Origin of the sequence: Micromonospora luteifusca, from assembly GCF_016907275.1 — a bacterium.
In the GTDB taxonomy this organism is placed as follows: domain Bacteria; phylum Actinomycetota; class Actinomycetes; order Mycobacteriales; family Micromonosporaceae; genus Micromonospora; species Micromonospora luteifusca.
The window spans coordinates 1,769,139-1,786,577 of sequence record NZ_JAFBBP010000001.1 but is presented as its reverse complement, the minus strand read 5'-3'; the positions used below and the strand labels follow the sequence as shown (position 1 = coordinate 1,786,577).

Genomic DNA, 17,439 nt, shown 5'->3' with positions numbered 1-17,439 from the left:
CCGGGGTACGTGCGCGACGCACGGCGACACTGCCAGACTGCCAACCCATGAGGACCGAGGACTTCTGGCAGCTGATCGACCAGGCTCGGGCCGGCGGCGGGGGTGAGCCCGGCCCGGTCGCCGCGCGGGCCGTCGCGCTGCTCGCCGAGCGCGACCCGGAGGACATCATCGGGTACGCCCGTCATCAGACACGGGTGCTGGCCGCCTCGCACAAGGCGGACCTCTGGGGTGCGGCGTACCTGATCAACGGTGGCGCCTCGGCCGACGGCTTCGAGCACTTCCGGGGCTGGCTGATGACCCAGGGACGGGCGGTCTTCGCCCGCGCGGTCGCGGAACCGGACTCCCTGGCCGAGTTGCCCCAGGTGCGGGCGGCCTCGCTCAGCGGCGAGGAGTTCTCCGCCGAGCAGATGTTGTCGGTGCCCTGGGACGCGTACCGCAAGGCCACCGCGACCGAACTGCCGGCGGACCGCGACCCGGTGCGCACGCCGGACCTCAACGACTTCTGGGATTTCGACGACGAGGAGGAGGCGCGTCGTCGGCTGCCGCGACTCGCCGCGCTCTTCGTCGAGCCGCCGGTGGAGTGAGGGCCGCGGGTCGATCCGTCGCCCGCGCAGCGGGCGCACCCCGGCGGCGTGGGAACATAGAGGGGGTCGGCGGCGCGCCGGCCTGTTCACGTCAGCCGACCAGAACGGACCGCTGTGCCACCGAAGCTCGATCCCGGCGCGAACGCCCCTGGTTCCACCGACCCCGGTCGCATCCGGAACTTCGGCATCATCGCCCACATCGACCACGGGAAGTCGACCCTGGCCGACCGGATGCTGCAGCTCACCGGCGTGGTCGACCCCCGGCAGATGCGCGCCCAGTACCTGGACCGGATGGACATCGAGCGCGAGCGCGGCATCACCATCAAGAGTCAGGCCGTCCGCATGCCGTGGACGATCCGCGACGGCGAGCGGACCGGCGAGCACGCGGTGCTCAACATGATCGACACCCCGGGGCACGTCGACTTCACCTACGAGGTGTCCCGATCGTTGGCCGCCTGCGAGGGGGCCGTGCTGCTGGTCGACGCCGCGCAGGGCATCGAGGCGCAGACCCTGGCCAACCTCTACCTGGCCCTTGAGAACGACCTGCGCATCATCCCGGTGCTCAACAAGATCGACCTGCCGGCCGCCCAGCCGGAGAAGTACGCCGAGGAGCTCGCCCACCTGATCGGCGGCGACCCCGCCGACTGCATCCGGGTCTCCGGCAAGACCGGCGAAGGCGTACCGCACCTGCTCGACGAGATCGTCCGGCAGTTCATCCCGCCGGTCGGCGACGCCGAGGCGCCCGCCCGGGCGATGATCTTCGATTCGGTGTACGACGTCTACCGCGGCGTCGTCACGTACGTCCGGGTCATCGACGGGCGGATCAGCGCCCGGGACCGGATCAAGATGATGTCCACCGGGGCCGTGCACGAGCTGCTGGAGATCGGCGTCATCTCGCCCGAGATGGTCAAGGCCGAGGCGCTCGGCGTCGGCGAGGTCGGCTACCTGATCACCGGTGTGAAGGACGTTCGGCAGTCCCGGGTCGGCGACACGGTCACCATCAACAGCCGGCCGGCGGCCGAGGCGCTGGGTGGCTACAAGGACCCGAAGCCGATGGTCTACTCCGGCCTCTACCCGATCGACGGGTCCGACTACCCCAATCTGCGCGAGGCGCTCGACAAGCTCAAGCTCAACGACGCCGCACTGGACTACGAGCCGGAAACCTCCGGTGCGCTCGGCTTCGGCTTCCGCTGCGGCTTCCTCGGCCTGCTCCACCTGGAAATCATCCGGGAGCGGCTGGAGCGCGAGTACAACCTCGACCTGATCTCCACCGCGCCCAACGTCGTCTACCGGGCGATCACGGACGACGGCGAGGAGATCGTCGTCACCAACCCGAGCGAGTACCCCACCGGCAAGATCGCCGAGGTGTACGAGCCAGTGGTCCGAGCCACCGTGCTGACGCCCAACGATTACGTGGGCGCGGTCATGGAACTCTGCCAGGGCCGGCGCGGCACCCTCCTGGGCATGGACTACCTCTCCGCCGACCGGGTGGAGCTGCGCTACACGCTGCCCCTCGCGGAGATCATCTACGACTTCTTCGACCAGTTGAAGAGCCGTACCAAGGGCTACGCCTCACTCGACTACGAGCCCTCCGGCGAGCAGGCGTCCGAGCTGGTGAAGGTGGACATCCTGCTGCACGGCGAGCCGGTGGACGCGTTCAGCGCCATCGTGCACAAGGACAAGGCGTACAACTACGGCGTCACCATCGCCGCCAAGCTTCGTACCCTGATCCCGCGCCAGCAGTTCGAGGTGCCGATCCAGGCGGCCATCGGCAGCCGGGTCATCGCCCGCGAGACCATTCGGGCGATCCGTAAGGACGTGCTCGCCAAGTGCTACGGCGGCGACATCAGCCGTAAGCGCAAGCTGCTGGAGAAGCAGAAGGAAGGCAAGAAGCGGATGAAGATGGTGGGCCGGGTCGAGGTGCCGCAGGAAGCCTTCATCGCCGCCCTCTCCTCCGACTCCGGTGACGGCAAGGCCGCCGGGAAGAAGTAGCTCCGCCCACTGCCCTTCGGCGCGGCCGTCCCATTGGCGCGGCCGTCTGTTGGTGTGTGGCCGCCCCTGTTGGTGTGGCCGTCTGTTGGTGTGGTCGCCCCGTTGGTGCGGTCGCCCCGTTGGCGCGGCCGTCTGTTGGTGTGTGGCCGCCCCTGTTGGTGTGGCCGTCTGTTGGTGTGGCCGCCCTTCGGTGTCGTCCGTTGGTGCCGTTGCCTTCCGTGCGGTCGATCTGTGCGGTCAGGTGGTCCGTGTGGCCCGGCACCCGGTGGTCGGCCCTCTCGGCGGGTCTCCTCGGCGCCCGTTTGCTCGGTCGGTCTGCTTCGGTCGGGCTGCCTCGACTGGTCCCCTCGGCGCGTCTGCCTCGGCCGGCCGGTCGGCCCGTCATGGGTGCAGGCTGGCTGCTGAGGGCGGTGGCGTGACCGCGGCGGCGGATTTTTTTGGGGCGTCGTCGTGGGCTGAAAAGGGGCGACGAGATGGGCTCCTACCTGTGTGGACGCGCTCCCGCGCCAACCGACGCACGCGTTTGGCATTGATGCCTGGCCCTGTCCTCTGAGGTGAGTCGGTTTGGGTTTTCGGCGAGCCGGGCACTTAGCGGTCACGACAGGAAGCACACACATCGTGTGTGTCAGACATTCTTTGAAGGAGGACGACCGTGGAGCTCACCGTGTGGGGCATCATCACTGCGATCGTTGTTGGTCTCATCGTCGGCGCGCTCGGCCGCCTGGTCGTCCCCGGCCGACAGAACATGCCGATCTGGCTGCACATGCTCATCGGCATCGGCGCGGCTCTGCTGGGCACCGTGCTGGCGCGGGCCATCGGCATCGCCACCGAGACGAACGGCGTGGACTGGGGCGAACTGCTGGTGCAGGTCGTCGTTGCGGCCATCGCGGTCGCGCTGGTGGCTGGCGTGGGTCGCCGCCGCAGCGTCACCCGATAACAGCGAGCACTACCACGTACCACCGCAACACCCCGGATGGGCGCCCGACCGGCAGGTCGGGCGCCCATCGGCGTTTGTCCCGGCGGTGGTCGGTCGCGGTGCCAGTCGGGTGCCTCCGGCGCGCCGGATCACCGTGACCGGCTCCGCTCCCTTTCGGCGAACTGGGGGTGTCCTTGTGGGTGTGATGCCGCAATGTCGGCGATCTGGTGTTGATCTCCCGATCCGGCGTCCTGAGTGGTCACAAGGTCGGGCCTCGTCAGGTCGGCCTGGCGCGCGCCCCACCGTGATCCACTCAACTTCGGCGATGTGGGGGTGTCTCTGCGGCCTGATGCCGCAACATCGGCGACCTCGTGTTGATCACATGGCCCGGTGGCCTGATCGCACCGCTGGGCCGGCGGGCCGTCGCTCCTGCTGTCTCGGTGGCTCGTCGTCTCGGTCGTCGTTGCCTCTGCGGGGGTGCGAGGGCTGCGGGGTGGGCGGTGGGACGTGTTCTTGTCGGCCGAGTCGTGATCGTTTGGTGGCTGGAGTCGGTTTGGATTTTCGGTGGGGCGGGCATTTAGCGGTCACGACAGGAAGCACACAGATCGTGTGTGTCAGACATTCTTGAAGGAGGGTGGCCGTGGAGCTCACCGTGTGGGGCATCATCACTGCGATCGTTGTTGGTCTCATCGTCGGCGCGCTCGGCCGCCTGGTCGTCCCGGGCCGGCAGAACATGCCGATCTGGCTGCACCTGTTGATCGGTGTCGGCGCGGCTCTGCTGGGCACCGTGCTGGCGCGGGCCATCGGTATCGCCACCGAGACGAACGGTGTGGACTGGGGCGAGCTGCTGGTGCAGGTCGTCGTTGCGGCCATCGCGGTCGCGCTGGTGGCTGGTGTGGGTCGCCGCCGCAGCATCACCCGATAACGACCTGGCATCACCTGCGGGACAGCAGGACTGGCAAGACCGCACTACTGGAAAGAGCGCCCGGCCCTGGCCGGGCGCTCTTTCGTGCGAAGTGCCCAACTTCGGCCCGATGCGATGGCGCCGCTCGTCGGGCCTCTGCGGTACGGTCGCCAGGATTTCGCCCCGCCCCGCCCACTGTCGTAAAGGAATTCTTCGTACTAAGGTGCGGCGGAGAAGGTTAGTTCCAGGCGGCGCGAGGGGAGAACTGGCGTGAACAGGTGGAAGCGGCTGGCCCCGGTCACCGCCATGGTGGCCTCGGCCGCGATGGTGCTGACCGGTTGCGGGGGTTCCGGTGAGGACGCGGCCGACGACAGCAAGCTCACGGTCTGGATGATGGGCGAGGGCGGCGACGCGCAGAACTCCTTCCTCGACGGGGTCGAGGCCGAGTTCCGCCAGAAGCACCCCGACACCGACGTGGTCGTGCAGTACATTCCCTGGCTCGAGGCGCCCAAGAAGTTCCAGGCCGCGCTCGCCGGGGGCGAGGGGCCGGACGTCACCGAGCTGGGCAACACCGAGACTCAGGGCTGGGCTGCCCAGGAGGCGCTCGCCGACGTGAGCGGGCGGATGGGTGGCTGGGCCGACAGCAAGGACCTGCTGCCCGACCTGGTGCGCAACGCGCAGCTCGACGGCAAGCAGTACGGCGTGCCGTGGTACGCGGGCGTCCGGGCGATCTACTACCGCACGGACTGGTTCGCCGAGGCGGGCGTTCAGCCGCCGAAGACCTGGGACGATCTGGTCACGGTGGCCAAGGCCGTGCAGGCGAAGAAGAAGGGCACCTACGGCATCGCCCTGCCGGGTAACTCCGAGCTGCCTTTCTACTCCTTCCTCTGGGGTGCCGGCGGCGAGATCGCCAGCAACCAGGGCGGCACCTGGAAGTCCGGCTACACCACGCCCGAGGCGCAGCGGGCCGTCAAGTTCTGGACCGACCTGGTGACCGTCCACAAGGTGGCCCCGCCGGCAGCGGCGGGCTGGAACGAGATCGACGCACGCACCCAGTTCGCCACCGGCAAGGCGGCGATGGCGTTCGCCGGCAGCTGGCAGCAGGCCGCCATCAAGAAGGACAACCCCGAGATCGAGAAGGTCTGGGGTACGTTCCCGATCCCCGGCCCGGACGGCAAGGCGGCACCCGGTTTCGCCGGCGGCTCGGATGTGGCGATCTGGAAGGACAGCGAGCGCCAGGACCTGGCCTGGGACTACCTGACGGTGCTGCTGAACAAGAAGAACGCGCAGAGCTTCGCGAGCAGCCTCGGCTTCTTCCCGGTCTACCAGGATCTGGTCGCTGGTGACACGTACGCCAATGACAAGGTGATGGCGGCGTTCGCCACCACCATGCAGAACACGAAGCTCACGCCGCTCACCCCGAAGTGGGTGGAGGTCAGCCGGACCAAGACGGTGACCCAGGCGATGAACAGCTCGGTCATGAAGGGTCAGAAGACGGTCGAGAAGGCTACCGCCGATGCGGCCGGTGAGATGGAAAGCATCCTCAACGCCAAGTGACCACGCTGACCGAGGTGCCGGAGGCGGCCGCCGCGCGGGAGACCCCCGCGCGGCGGCGTCGCCGGGTGGACCGCCTGCCCTACCTGCTGCTCCTGCCCGCACTGGTGATCATTGGGGTGCTGCTGCTCTGGCCGCTCGGCCAGGTGGTGGCGATGTCCTTCTACCGGCTGAACAGCGTCCGGCAACTGCGCGGCGACCGAGAGTGGCCGTGGGTGGGGCTGGGCAACTACGCCGACATCCTCTCCGATCCGTTCTTCCTGACCGTGTTGCGCAACACGGTGCTGTTCGCCGCGGCCAACGTGCTGCTCACGATGATCCTCGGCACGCTGGTCGGGCTGCTGCTCAACCGGCTCGGCCGCAAGATGGCGACCTTCGTGGCCAGTTGCGTGATGCTCGCGTGGGCCACGCCGGCACTGACCGGCACCATCGTCTGGAAGTGGATCTTCGACGACACGAGCGGCCTCGTCACCTGGCTGTTCAACGCGCTGCCGGACGGGCTCTCCAACGGCCTGTTCGGTCGTAGCGACTGGACCGGGTACGGCTGGTTCAACTCGCCACTGCTCTTCTTCGCCATCCTCACCCTGGTGGTGGTCTGGCACTCGTTCCCGTTCATCGCGGTGAGCGTGCTCGCCGGTCTCAAGAGCGTGCCGAGCGAGCTGCACGAGGCGGCCCGGGTGGACGGCGCCAGCCCGTGGCGGGTCTTCTGGAAGATCACCTTCCCGCTGCTGCGCCCGGTCTTCGGGATCCTGATCGTGCTCTCCACCATCTGGGACTTCAAGGTCTTCACCCAGCAGTTCGTGTTGGCCGGCGGCACCCAGGACCGGCCGACGTTCATGCTCGCCATCTACTCGTACGCCGAGGCGTTTTCTCCGCCGCCGAAGTACGGACTCGGCGCGGCCATCGCGGTGATCCTCACGCTGATCCTGCTGGTGGTCACCGGCTTCTACGTACGGATGGTGCTCAGGCAGGAGGACGAGTCGTGAAGAAGGTCGCCCTCAACGCCGCCGGGCTGCTGGTCGCGCTCTTCGCGGCGTTCCCGGTCTACTGGATGATCTCGACTTCGCTGAAGCCGAGCAACGAGATCTTCTCGGCCACCCCGCAGCCGGTGCCGACCCACCCGACGCTGGCGCACTACCGGGAGATCCTGACCGGCAACCTGATCCCCGGCGTCAGCTTCTTCGACTTCTTCGTCAACAGCGCGCTGGTCGCGATCTCCACGGTGGTGCTCAGCGGCCTGGTCGCGCTGCTCGCCGCGACCGCGGTGGCCCGGTTCCGCTTCCGGCTGCGGACCAGCTTTCTGATCATGCTGCTGGTGGTGCAGATGATCCCGCTGGAGGCGTTGGTCATCCCGCTCTTCCTGATGATCCAGCGGTTGGGGCTCTACAACACGCTGCCCAGCCTGATCCTCACGTACCTCGGTTTCTCGCTGCCGTTCGCGGTCTGGATGCTGCGCGGATTCGTCGCCGCGGTGCCCAAGGAGTTGGAGGAGGCCGCGGCCATCGACGGCGCCAGCCGGGCCCAGACGTTCCGGCGGATCCTTCTTCCGCTGGTCGCGCCCGGCCTGGTCGCCACCAGCATCTTCTCCTTCATCACGGCGTGGAACGAGCTGATCTTCGCGTTGACGTTCATCAACGATCAGGGGAGCTACACGCTGCCGGTCGCGATGACCTTCTTCTTCGGCCGCGACGACACCAACTGGGGGCCGGTGATGGCCGCGTCCACCCTGTTCACCCTGCCGGTCATCATCTTCTTCCTGCTGGTGCAGCGCCGGATGGTCTCCGGCCTGGTGGCCGGCGCCGTCAAGGGCTGACCCGCTGGCTGTGGACGACCGCCGGGGCCGGTGGTCAACCGCCGGGCAGGACGGTGAGCCCCGACCGGGCGACGATTTCCTGTAGCGCCGCCACGTGCCCGTCGAACGCCGCCCGACCGGCGCTGCTCAGGGTCACCGAGGTACGCGGGCGCTTGCCGACGAAGCTCTTGCGGATCTCCACGTATCCGGCCTGCTCCAGCGTGGTGAGCTGCTTGGACAGCGCCGAGTCGGAGAGCCCGAGCTGCTCGCGCAGGTAGCGGAACTCCGCCCACTCGGTGGCCGCGAGCAGGCTCACCAGGGACAGCCGGGTCGGCGCGTGGATCAGCTCGTCGAACCGGGGAGTGCTCACCGGCCGCCGCCAAGCGGTCGGTTGGTCATCACCCGGCGAAGGTAGCGCATCAGCGGCAGCCCGGTGGCGGTCATCGCGCCGGCGGTGGTGGCCGCGCCGATCGTCGCGGGCCAGGCCAGGCCGGCCGCCTCGGCGGCGAACCCGGTGCCGAGGCTGAGCGCGACCAGGGCGAGCACGTAACCGGTGATGGCGGCCGCGCCGTGTACACCGATGAGGCTGGTGCGGACCTGGGCCCGGTGCCGCACCACGACTCGGCCCACGACGGCGGCCAGGCCGATCGCGTACGCCACCGACCCGACCGCCACCGCCCACGGCCGGCGGGTCTCCACGGCGGCGGTGAAGGCGACCATGAGCCCGCCCACCGCAGGCCAGTACCAGTGGGGGACAAGGGTGGCGGTGACTGCCTGGTCGCGACGGGCGTGGATCTCGGCGAGCGCGTCGGCGGCCGACGCGGGAGTGATGCCTGGATCGGTCATGGCTGCTCCTTGAGGAGAAGGCAAGAACTTTCTTGTTAGGCAAGTAGAGCATCTTCTTGCCCGGTAGGAAAGTACTTTCCGCGTCGGGAATGAGGTGGCGCTTCCGGGCCTGGACGCGCCGTTAGGCTGACGCCATGACGGGCAGGGTGGCAGCGGTGAACCTCGGCAGGGTGACCGAGGCGGAGTGGGCCGGCGACGCGAGCGGTCGCAGCGGCATCGACAAGCGGCCGGTGGACGCGCCAGTGGCGTTCCGTGTCGACGGAGTGGTCGGCGACTTCATCGGCGAGCGAGCCCACCACGGCGGCGAGGACCAGGCGGTCTACGCCTACGCCGAGGAGGACGCCGCCTGGTGGGCGGCCGAGCTGGGGCGGGACATCAGGCCCGGTGGCTTCGGCGAGAACCTCACCACGTACGCGGTCGACATCACGGGCGCGGTGATCGGTGAGCAGTGGCAGGTCGGGTCCGCCCTGCTCCAGGTGACCAAGCCCCGAACGCCGTGCACCACCTTCGCCGGCTTCTGGGGCGTCCCGGATCTGATCAAGCGGTTCACCGCCCGGGCACTGCCCGGGGCGTACCTGCGGGTGCTTCGCGAGGGGGAGGTGGGCCCGGGCGACCCGGTCGAGGTGGTGGAGCGGCCCGCGCACGGGGTGACCATCGGCGAGGTGTTCCGGGCGACCAGCCTGGAGCCGGAGCTGCTGCCCCGACTGCTCGACGCGGAGGATCTGCCGGACAAGATCCGCGAGAAGGCTCGTCGTCGCCTGGCCGCCCAGGGCTGACCACGGCGCCGCGACGACACCCGGCCTTCAGGTCCAGGTTGGGATAACGGCGGGCAGCCCACCGGATCGGCTCGAAGAACCCGATGACGGGTCCGACCGAGGGGCCTGCCCGTAATGTCCCCACCGAGGGCGTGCGGCGGGCGACCGGGTGGAGCGCGATGTCGATGGCAACGGACGGTGGCGCTGCGGCGCGGACACCAGCCAGTTCGGATCTGGAGCGTCCGGCCTTCCTGGAACTCTTCTTCGACCTCGTCTACGTCTTCGCGCTGGTCACCTTGGCGACCGTGCTGGCCAACAACCTCACCTGGACCGGCGTCGCCAAGACGCTGGTGCTGCTGCTCGCGTTCACGATGATCTGGGCACTGACCGTCTGGGGAGCGGACGCCATCGACCTGGCCTCCCCGTCTGGGCAGGGGCTCTTCATCTGGGTGGCGGCGGCCAGCCTGCTGTTGGCCGCGGCGGCGGCCGATGCGTACGGCGATCACGGGCTGCTCTTCGCGATCACGTACGTGTCCCTCCACTTCAGCTCCTCCCTCTACTACGCCCTGGTCGTCTCGAACAGGATCCTGCTTCCCAGCAGCATCCGGATCCAGACCTGGGAGTCCATCGCTGGCGTCGCATGGATCGGTGGGGCGCTCGTCGGCGGTTCGGGCCAGTTACCGATCTGGGCGCTGGCGGTCGTCATCGAGTACTCCGCAGGCGCGTTCGGCTGGCCGGTGCCCCGGATCGGCCGCTCACGAGCGCGTGACTGGGGGTGGGTCGGCGGGCGGGTGGCCGAGCGTTACCGGCAGTTCGTCATCGTCGCGCTCGGTGTCTCGCTCTTCGTGACCGGAACGACCTTCAGCACGAGCGACTACACGATGGAACGTGCCTGGGCACTGGTGGTGGTGTTCGGCACCGTGGTGCTGATGTGGCGGATCTACATCTACCGTGCCGGTGAGCTGCTGACCGAGGCGATCGCCCGGTCGACCGACCCGGCGCTGCTCACCCAGTCCGCCGCGGTCACCCATCTGATCATGGTGGCCGGAATCGTCGGCGCCGCGGTCACCAGCCACCTGGTGGTGGGCCGCCCGTTGGGCGAGACGCCGCCGTCGTGGGCAGCGGTCATCCTCGGCGGCCCCGCGTTGTACCTGGTCGGTCGGGGCGTACTCGACTTCACCGTGTTCGGGCGGATCTCGCGGTCCCGGCTGGTCGGGCTGGTGCTGCTGGCGTGCGTGGCGCCGGCTGCGCCCCTGCTGCCGCCGGTCCTGGTCGCCCTGCTCGCCATGACCGTGCTGGCCCTGATCGCCGTGGCGAACCTGGCGAGCACCCGCCTACACGCGCGTACGCCGGCACCGCCGATGCTGCGGTGACTGCCCGATGCGACGAGGCAGCCTCTCATCGTGCCGGTGCGGTGGCCGCGACCGGTCGGCGATGCGCGGCAAGCTCTTCGGAGACCAGGGTGAGCAGCAGGATCAGGTTCGCCACCACCAGGATGGTCAGGGGCGTGCGCAGGAGCGTGTCGGGCCCCACCAGGGCGCACAGCGCCACGACCACGAGCGCCACGATCGCCAGCACCCGGGACCAGAGGATCCGGGCGGTCACCACGGCGTCGAACAGGACGCTGCCGAGCAGGAACAGGCCGGGTCCACCGAGGATGACGGCCACCAGCTCGACCGGGGCGCGACCGAACGGACTGTCGATGACCATCGAGGTGCTCGTCGAGACCAGCACCACCCCGGCCACCATGACCAGATGGGTGTACGAGGTGGAGGTGCCGGAGCGGACCCGTTCCACGGTTGCGACACCCGGCGGGGCCAGGATCCGCTGGACCCGCTGGAAGTAGAGCTGGAACAGGAGGACCGCGCTGACGAACGCGACCGCGCAGGTGGCCACCGGACCGGCCGTGAATCCGCTGCCAGCCAGCCTTATGCCGATGTTGAGGATCAGCTCGCCGAGCGCGACGATGAAGATCGCCCGGTGCCGCTCGGACAGGTGCACCCCGGTGAAGATCTGGCTGGCGAGCTCGGTCCGCCCCAGCCGCGGCGTCGGCCAGCCGATCCGGGCCGACCCGAGGTCGACGGCCACCGCGAGCGACCAGAGCACCAGCCGCGCCGTCTCGTCCACGAACACTCCGGCCACCCAGGGCGCCACGGTGATGCCGAACCAGAAGAACACCCGGATGCTCCTGGCCTGGATCGGACGGTTCACTCGGGTGCCGGGGATCAGAACGACGTCACGGACGAGGTGGATGCCGAAGTACGCCGCGACGAAGAGCCACCCGTACCGGCCGAAGGCGTACGGGGTCGCGATGGCCATCAGCAGGGTGCCGAGCATGACCAGCAGGACCGTCGCCTGGATGATCGGCAGTCGGGGGTTGAACAGGTCGGTGAGCCACGCGGTCAGCACCCAGACCCACCAGGCGGCCAGCAGCAGGACGGCGGTCTGGGCCGCACCCCGGAGGGTGAGGTTGTCGGCCAGGCTGGCAGCGAGCCGGGAGAACATGAAGATGTAGACCAGGTCGAAGAAGAGCTCCAGGAAGGTCGGATACTCCGGCTCGCCGCGGCGGCGGAGGATCCGGGGAAGCGGAGCGGACGTCACTGCGACTGCCTCCTGTGCCACCCCGCGCCTTGGGCGGGGGCGCTGCGCCCCGACGCCGCGCACCCGCCACGCTACCGACAGTGTGGCGCCGGGTGCCGCGGAACGGGCTCGTCCCGGGCGCGGTCAGCGGAACGGGAACGGCCCCCTGCCACTGGCAGAGGGCCGTTCCACGAGCAGCAGGAGATCAGCGGAGCCAGGGGATGTTGCGGTCCAGCAGGCCGCGCTCCTTGAGCTCCTTGCGCAGCGGGATCTCGTCGTCGACGTACCCGTCCCAGTTGATGCCCCAGTAGTTCGCGGTGTGGGTGCCCTCACCGATCAGCTGGCGCTGCACCGGGGTGCGGTTGCGGTACCACTCGCCGTTCACGTCCGGGTGCAGCTCGTCAAGGGGGCGGATCCACCGGTAGGTGTAGCCGACGAAGAGCATCTTGCGGGTGATGGTCGACAGGTTCGTCGACCGCGAGTGCCACTGCCGGCGGTCGAAGATGAAGGCGTCGCCCGGGTTGGCGGTGATCTCCACCGTGCCCTCCGGGTCGGGGTTCTGCACGGTGAGGTCCGCCGGCCGGGGCAGCGAGTTCTTCAGGTGGCTGCCCGGGATGACCTTGGTGGCGCCGCGGCCGGTCTCGGAGAGGTCCGACAGCACGTACGCGACCTTCAGCGAGAACATCGGCCGAGGCAGGTTCGGGTCCATCGTCTCCGGGTCGGAGTTCTGCCGGTACCCGTCCTGGTGCCAACCCCAGTAGGGCTTCTCCGGCTCGGCGGCCGGCGGGGTGACGTCCAGGTGGTTGTGGTGGGTGTAGATGTTCCAGCCGGCCAGCCCCCACATGTACGGGAAGGCGATCGGGTGGGTGAGCAACTCGCCGAAGAGCTCGTCGCGCTCCAGGAAGCCCAGCAGGTGCAGGGTGCCGTCCTTCTTGGTGGTGCCCTTTGCCTGCTCCTCCGCGTAGACGCGGTCGACCGCCGCCTCCAGCGCCGCCCGGTGGTCCTCCGTCAGGACGTTGCGCAGCAGGAGGAAGCCCTGCTCGTGGAACTCCTTGCGGTCAGTGTCGCTGATCGGTTCGTAGCCGGTCCGGTCGCCGTAATCGAACACCGCGTCGTACCCCTCCCCATGAGGTGAAACCATTTCTGGCACAGGCCGCCGATCGTAACGCGATGGCCAGGACATCGGGGAGTCGTGTCGCGCGAGTATGCCGCCAGTGGGACCCCGCGCAGCGGAAGGACTGCGCAGCGTGAGAATTCCGTGATCAGTTGAGGGGATCCGACAATTTTGTCCGATTGTGCGGTGACTGCCGGTTAAGAGATCCGGACCCGTCAGCCCTCGTTGAACACCTCGGCCACCACCTGGCCGGCAGGGTTCTGCTGGCCGGTCACCCGACCCCAGGTGCCGTCGCGGGCGGTCCATTCCAGGTCGCCGAAGCGGACGCGCTTCACCCCGTGGTCCTGGGCGTGCGAAACCAGCCAGTGCGCGTACCGCCAGCCGTCACGCTGGTCGCCCGGAGTCACCGCCAGCCCGGTCGGGTCGGTCGGGTCGAGGCCCTTCAACCCCCAGTCCAGCACCAGGTTGCGGGTCAGCTGCGCGGCCGCCGCCGCGCCGTGCATCACCGGGGTACGCCCTACCGTGCAGGCGACCGCGCCGGTGGCGTCACCCATCAGTGCCCTGCTGAGCACCTCGGAGTCGTCGGCCCATTTCTGGTAGGCCTCCGGGAAGGCCGATCGCTGCACCCGCTGGGCGGCGTCGGTGACGCGCATCTTCTCCCAGCCGCGCACCTTCTTCAGCGCGGCGTAGAACCGGTTGGCCGCGTAGCGCGGGTCGCGGATCTGCGCCGGGGTGCCCCAGCCCTGGCTGGGTCGCTGCTGGAACAGGCCGACCGAGTCACGGTCGCCGTCGGCGAGGTTGCGCAGCCCGGACTCCTGGTACGCGGTGGCCAGCGCGACGACCACGGCCCGCTCGGGCATGCCGCGCTTCGCGCCGATCGCCGCGATGGTCGCCGCGTTCGCCATCTGGTCGGCATCCAGTGCGACCCGGCCGTCAGCCTGCACGGTGCACTTTCGTGCCAGCACCGGCAGTTGAAGGCGGTCTCCGACCTGCCGTACGACGAGCCAGATCGCGATCACGGCGACGAGGATGAGCACCACTCCACCCGCCACGGCTGCCCGAGTTCGCACCCACACCCCCAGATCGACAAGTCTGCCAAGCGTACGTCCCCGCCGCCCCGTTCGGGTCGTCCGAGCGGTTCGGGGTCGGCTCGGCAGCTCCGCCCGGTTCGGGGTCGGCTCCGCCGACGCGTTCCGATCGAGGCATTCCCGCTTCAGGCGTGGTCTCACCTCCCCGTATGCCCTCTCCGACGCCACGGCCCGGCGACAATCGAGGCATCTGGTGCCAGGTCCGGCTGGTCGGGTGGCAAGCACCCTGCGTTCCGGCGGCCTGAACTGTTGTGCGCGTCACCGCCTCGACCCTGTGGGGAAGCGATTGACCGGTCAAGGACTTATCCCGGTTGACATGTCAATCGTTGGGCCTGCCGATCGGACACACGGGCGGCCGGACCGGCCACGGAGCAAGGAGGAATTCCATGGGAACGCTCGACGGCAAGGTTGTACTCGTCACCGGTACCGGCGGCGGTCTGGGACGCGTCGCGGCGCTGACGTTCGCGCGAGAGGGCGCGAAGGTCGTCGGAGCCGACATCCAGGTGGCCGGCAACGAAGAGACTGTCGAACTCGTCCGGATCGCCGGCGGTGAGATGACCGGCATCGCGCCGGTCGACCTCACCGACGCCGAGCAGGTGCGGAAGCTCGTCGAGGACGCCGCCGCGGCCTATGGCGGGCTCGACGTGGTCTACAACAATGCAGCCGCGCTCCGCTTCGGCCCGATGCCGGACTTCTCCGTCGAGGACTGGAGGTACACCATCACCGGCGAGCTCGACATTCCCTACTTCGTGTCGAAGTTCGCCTGGCCGCACCTGGTCCAGCGGGGCGGGGGCGTCATCATCAACGCCGCCTCCATGGCCGGCATGATCGCCGGTCAGGTCCCCCCGATGGTCGGCCACACCGCGGCGAACGCCGGCGTCATCGGTTTGACGCGACAGTTGGCGCTCGAAGGCGCCCCGCACGGGATCCGGGCGGTCGCCGTCAGCCCCGGGCCGATCCTCACCCCGGCCAGTGAGCGCGACCTGGGCGACAACCAGGAAGCCCGGGACGCGATCACCAGCAAGACCCTCCTCAAGCGGTTTGCCCGCCCCGAGGAGGTCGCCGAGTTGGTGGTGTTCCTCGCATCGGACCGGGCGTCGTACATCACCGGGGCGAACTACCCGGTCGACGGCGGCGCGACCGCCTGGTGACCCGACCCGGACGGCCGGGGGCACCACCCCTCGCAGGTGGCGTCCCCGCCGGCCCCGGCCCTACCCGTCCCCGGCCTTACTCGGCCTGATCGCCGGAACCACCGTCCAGAGCGGCCACCCATCGAGTCAATCTCTTCTCCCGGAAGGCGGTGACCCCCTCGCGCCCCTCGTCGGAGAGGAAATAGCCGGTCGAGAGAGCAGCCAGCCGGGCCAGGTCGCCACGCAGCTCGGCGTTGCCCGGCCGGCGCAGCAGCTCCTTCGCGCCGGCCAACGCGCCGGGCGCGCCGCGTACCAGCGAGTCGCAGAAACGCCGCACCGCCGCGTCCAGGTCGTCCGCCGGCACGGAGGCCGTGACCAGGCCGATCTCGGCGGCCCGTCGCCCGTCGAAGGTGTCCCCGGTCAGGTACAGCTCGGCGGCGGCGCGCGGGTGCAGCCGAGGCAGCACGGTCGCCGAGATCACCGCCGGGATCACCCCGATCCGCACCTCGGTGAACGCGAACGTCGCCTGATCGGCGCAGACCGCCAGATCGGCGGCGGCGATCAGGCCCAGCCCACCGGCTCGCGCCGGCCCGGCGACCCGGGCCAGCACCGGCTTCGGGCACTCCCAGAGCGCGGCGAGCACGTCGCCCAGCATCCCGGCGGGCACCGTCCCACTGGCGTACGCCGCGGCGGTCTCCTTCAGGTCAGCTCCCGAGCAGAAGACCGGGCCGGTGTGGTCGAGCACGATCACTCGGACCGCGTCGTCGGCGACCGCGTCCGCCAGCCCGGCCAGCAGTTGGGTCATCAGCCCGGTGGAGAGCGCGTTGCGGTTGTGCGGGCTGTCCAGGGTGAGGGTGGTCACCCCACGGGCCGTGGCGACCCGCACGAGGACGTCGGGAGAGGTCATGCCGGGCACACTAGTGGCCATGCCCGGCGTCCTTCCAGATGGTGAGACCGTCCCCGTAGACGGATCGCTGCCCGCCACCGCCACCACGGCGGTCGGCGCGCGCGGCTTCGGCGTGTACGTGCACGTCCCGTTCTGCGCCAGTCGCTGCGGCTACTGCGACTTCAACACCTACACGGCGGCCGAGCTGGGTGGTGGGGCCAGCCGCGAGGGGTACGCCGACACCGTCCTGGCCGAGCTGGCACTGGCGGCCCGGGTGCTCGGCGACAGCCCGCCGCCCCGGGTCGACACCGTCTTCGTCGGCGGCGGCACGCCCACCCTGCTCCCCGCCGACGACCTGGCCCGCATCCTCGACGGCATCGACCGCACCTGGGGGCTGGCCGCCGACGCCGAGGTCACCACCGAGGCGAACCCGGAATCGGTCACCCCGGAATCGTTGAAGCTGCTGCGGGCCGCCGGCTACACCCGGATCTCGCTGGGCATGCAGTCCGCCGCACCGGGAGTGCTGGCGATCCTGGACCGCAAACACAGCGCAGGCCGGGCCACCGCCGCCGCCCTGGAGGCGCGGGACGCCGGGTTCGAGCACGTCAACCTGGATCTGATCTACGGGACACCGGGGGAGCGGGCCGAGGACTTCGCCGCCTCACTGGACCAGGTCGTGGCGGCCGGGGTGGACCACGTCAGCGCGTACGCCCTGATCGTCGAGGACGGCACCCGGCTCGCCGCCCGGATGAAACGCGGCGAGCTGGCGTACCCCAGTGACGACGTGGCCGCGGACCGTTACCTCGCCGCGGAGGCCGCGCTCGACGCGGCCGGGCTCTCCTGGTACGAGGTCTCCAACTGGGCCCGCACCGACGAGGCGCGTTGCAGGCACAACCTGCTCTACTGGACCGGCGCGGACTGGTGGGGGCTGGGGCCGGGGGCGCACAGCCACGTCGGCGGGGTGCGCTGGTGGAACGTCAAACACCCCTCGGCGTACGCCCAGCGGTTGGCCGCGGGTGCGTCTCCCGGCCTGGCCCGGGAGGTGCTCACGGTCGACGAGGCGCACATGGAGGACGTGATGCTCCGGCTGCGACTCGCCAGTGGCCTGCCGCTGGCGGTGCTCGACGGCACCGGCCGGGCCGGTGCGGAGCGGGCGCTGGCCGACGGCCTGCTGGACGCCGATGAGTACGGGGCCGGTCGGGCGGTGCTCACCCTGCGCGGGCGGTTGCTCGCCGACGCGGTCGTGCGCGACCTGCTGCCCTGAGTGGGCTCCCGCTGCCCCGGAGCGGGGCAGCGGG

Annotated in this window: 17 protein-coding genes; 11 read left to right on the top strand and 6 right to left on the bottom strand. The window is 69.7% G+C overall.

What is annotated here, in order from left to right; all coding sequences use genetic code 11:
- Positions 1-47 precede the first annotated feature (47 nt).
- From JOD64_RS07645 to JOD64_RS07615, 7 genes are all read left to right on the top strand, one after another.
- Positions 48-584 (top strand): DUF4240 domain-containing protein, encoded by a 537-nt coding sequence (locus JOD64_RS07645; RefSeq protein ID WP_204941598.1) that lies wholly within the window; start codon positions 48-50, stop codon positions 582-584.
- Between the two features lie 114 nt (positions 585-698).
- Positions 699-2,576 (top strand): translation elongation factor 4, encoded by a 1,878-nt coding sequence (lepA, locus tag JOD64_RS07640; RefSeq protein WP_204941597.1) that lies wholly within the window; start codon positions 699-701, stop codon positions 2,574-2,576.
- A gap of 652 nt (positions 2,577-3,228) precedes the next feature.
- Complete coding sequence (locus JOD64_RS07635; protein ID WP_184177723.1) at positions 3,229-3,513, top strand: GlsB/YeaQ/YmgE family stress response membrane protein; 285 nt, start codon at positions 3,229-3,231, stop codon at positions 3,511-3,513.
- A gap of 619 nt (positions 3,514-4,132) precedes the next feature.
- The gene (locus tag JOD64_RS07630) at positions 4,133-4,417 is read left to right on the top strand and encodes a GlsB/YeaQ/YmgE family stress response membrane protein (RefSeq protein WP_030336502.1); all 285 of its coding nucleotides are present in this window, start codon (positions 4,133-4,135) and stop codon (positions 4,415-4,417) included.
- 249 nt (positions 4,418-4,666) lie between these two features.
- Positions 4,667-5,953 (top strand): sugar ABC transporter substrate-binding protein, encoded by a 1,287-nt coding sequence (locus JOD64_RS07625; protein WP_204941596.1) that lies wholly within the window; start codon positions 4,667-4,669, stop codon positions 5,951-5,953.
- Positions 5,950-6,936, top strand: a complete 987-nt coding sequence (locus tag JOD64_RS07620) for a carbohydrate ABC transporter permease (RefSeq protein ID WP_204941595.1) — start codon at positions 5,950-5,952, stop codon at positions 6,934-6,936. The genes JOD64_RS07625 and JOD64_RS07620 overlap by 4 nt, the downstream gene beginning before the upstream one ends.
- Positions 6,933-7,763, top strand: a complete 831-nt coding sequence (locus tag JOD64_RS07615; protein ID WP_204941594.1) for a carbohydrate ABC transporter permease — start codon at positions 6,933-6,935, stop codon at positions 7,761-7,763. The genes JOD64_RS07620 and JOD64_RS07615 overlap by 4 nt, the downstream gene beginning before the upstream one ends.
- A 34-nt stretch (positions 7,764-7,797) precedes the next feature.
- Here JOD64_RS07615 and JOD64_RS07610 read toward each other — a convergent pair whose 3' ends face one another.
- Both JOD64_RS07610 and JOD64_RS07605 read right to left on the bottom strand, forming a co-directional pair.
- Positions 7,798-8,112, bottom strand: a complete 315-nt coding sequence (locus tag JOD64_RS07610) for a winged helix-turn-helix domain-containing protein (protein WP_204941593.1) — start codon at positions 8,110-8,112, stop codon at positions 7,798-7,800.
- Complete coding sequence (locus JOD64_RS07605; RefSeq protein ID WP_204941592.1) at positions 8,109-8,588, bottom strand: hypothetical protein; 480 nt, start codon at positions 8,586-8,588, stop codon at positions 8,109-8,111. Before JOD64_RS07605 ends, JOD64_RS07610 begins: the two co-directional genes overlap by 4 nt.
- A gap of 134 nt (positions 8,589-8,722) precedes the next feature.
- Between JOD64_RS07605 and JOD64_RS07600 the strand changes: the two genes are divergently transcribed.
- Both JOD64_RS07600 and JOD64_RS07595 read left to right on the top strand, forming a co-directional pair.
- The gene (locus tag JOD64_RS07600; RefSeq protein WP_204941591.1) at positions 8,723-9,364 is read left to right on the top strand and encodes an MOSC domain-containing protein; all 642 of its coding nucleotides are present in this window, start codon (positions 8,723-8,725) and stop codon (positions 9,362-9,364) included.
- Positions 9,365-9,522: 158 nt separating this feature from the next.
- Positions 9,523-10,716 (top strand): low temperature requirement protein A, encoded by a 1,194-nt coding sequence (locus tag JOD64_RS07595; protein ID WP_204941590.1) that lies wholly within the window; start codon positions 9,523-9,525, stop codon positions 10,714-10,716.
- Between the two features lie 25 nt (positions 10,717-10,741).
- Here the strand turns inward: JOD64_RS07595 and JOD64_RS07590 are convergent, their stop codons facing one another.
- The 3 genes from JOD64_RS07590 to JOD64_RS07580 all read right to left on the bottom strand — a co-directional run bounded on the left by JOD64_RS07590 (position 10,742) and on the right by JOD64_RS07580 (position 14,113).
- On the bottom strand, positions 10,742-11,944 hold the full coding sequence (locus tag JOD64_RS07590) for a low temperature requirement protein A (protein ID WP_204941589.1): 1,203 nt from the start codon (positions 11,942-11,944) through the stop codon (positions 10,742-10,744).
- A 184-nt stretch (positions 11,945-12,128) separates the two neighbouring features.
- Complete coding sequence (locus tag JOD64_RS07585) at positions 12,129-13,031, bottom strand: phytanoyl-CoA dioxygenase family protein (RefSeq protein ID WP_091409805.1); 903 nt, start codon at positions 13,029-13,031, stop codon at positions 12,129-12,131.
- Positions 13,032-13,252: 221 nt separating this feature from the next.
- Positions 13,253-14,113, bottom strand: a complete 861-nt coding sequence (locus JOD64_RS07580; RefSeq protein ID WP_204941587.1) for a hypothetical protein — start codon at positions 14,111-14,113, stop codon at positions 13,253-13,255.
- Positions 14,114-14,511: 398 nt separating this feature from the next.
- Here JOD64_RS07580 and JOD64_RS07575 point away from each other — a divergent pair, with 398 nt between their 5' ends.
- Entirely contained in the window at positions 14,512-15,276 is a 765-nt protein-coding gene (locus tag JOD64_RS07575; protein WP_204941586.1) for an SDR family NAD(P)-dependent oxidoreductase, read from the top strand.
- A gap of 76 nt (positions 15,277-15,352) precedes the next feature.
- On the opposite strand, the gene JOD64_RS07570 is transcribed toward JOD64_RS07575, so the two are convergent.
- Positions 15,353-16,162 carry an enoyl-CoA hydratase-related protein gene (locus JOD64_RS07570; protein ID WP_204941585.1) on the bottom strand — a complete coding sequence of 270 codons (810 nt, stop codon included), beginning with the start codon at positions 16,160-16,162 and terminating at the stop codon, positions 15,353-15,355.
- A gap of 19 nt (positions 16,163-16,181) precedes the next feature.
- Between JOD64_RS07570 and hemW the strand changes: the two genes are divergently transcribed.
- Positions 16,182-17,405, top strand: coding sequence for a radical SAM family heme chaperone HemW (gene hemW, locus JOD64_RS07565; protein ID WP_204945952.1), 1,224 nt, complete (start codon positions 16,182-16,184; stop codon positions 17,403-17,405).
- Positions 17,406-17,439 lie beyond the last annotated feature (34 nt).

What these genes read in the sequence shown, in the direction of transcription:
- JOD64_RS07575 (WP_204941586.1), top strand. Translation starts at nt 14,512, where the DNA reads ATGGGAACGCTCGACGGCAAGGTTGTACTCGTCACCGGTACCGGCGGC.
- JOD64_RS07570 (WP_204941585.1), bottom strand. Translation starts at nt 16,162, where the DNA reads ATGACCTCTCCCGACGTCCTCGTGCGGGTCGCCACGGCCCGTGGGGTG.
- JOD64_RS07600 (WP_204941591.1), top strand. Translation starts at nt 8,723, where the DNA reads ATGACGGGCAGGGTGGCAGCGGTGAACCTCGGCAGGGTGACCGAGGCG.
- hemW (WP_204945952.1), top strand. Translation starts at nt 16,182, where the DNA reads ATGCCCGGCGTCCTTCCAGATGGTGAGACCGTCCCCGTAGACGGATCG.
- JOD64_RS07595 (WP_204941590.1), top strand. Translation starts at nt 9,523, where the DNA reads ATGTCGATGGCAACGGACGGTGGCGCTGCGGCGCGGACACCAGCCAGT.
- JOD64_RS07605 (WP_204941592.1), bottom strand. Translation starts at nt 8,588, where the DNA reads ATGACCGATCCAGGCATCACTCCCGCGTCGGCCGCCGACGCGCTCGCC.
- JOD64_RS07645 (WP_204941598.1), top strand. Translation starts at nt 48, where the DNA reads ATGAGGACCGAGGACTTCTGGCAGCTGATCGACCAGGCTCGGGCCGGC.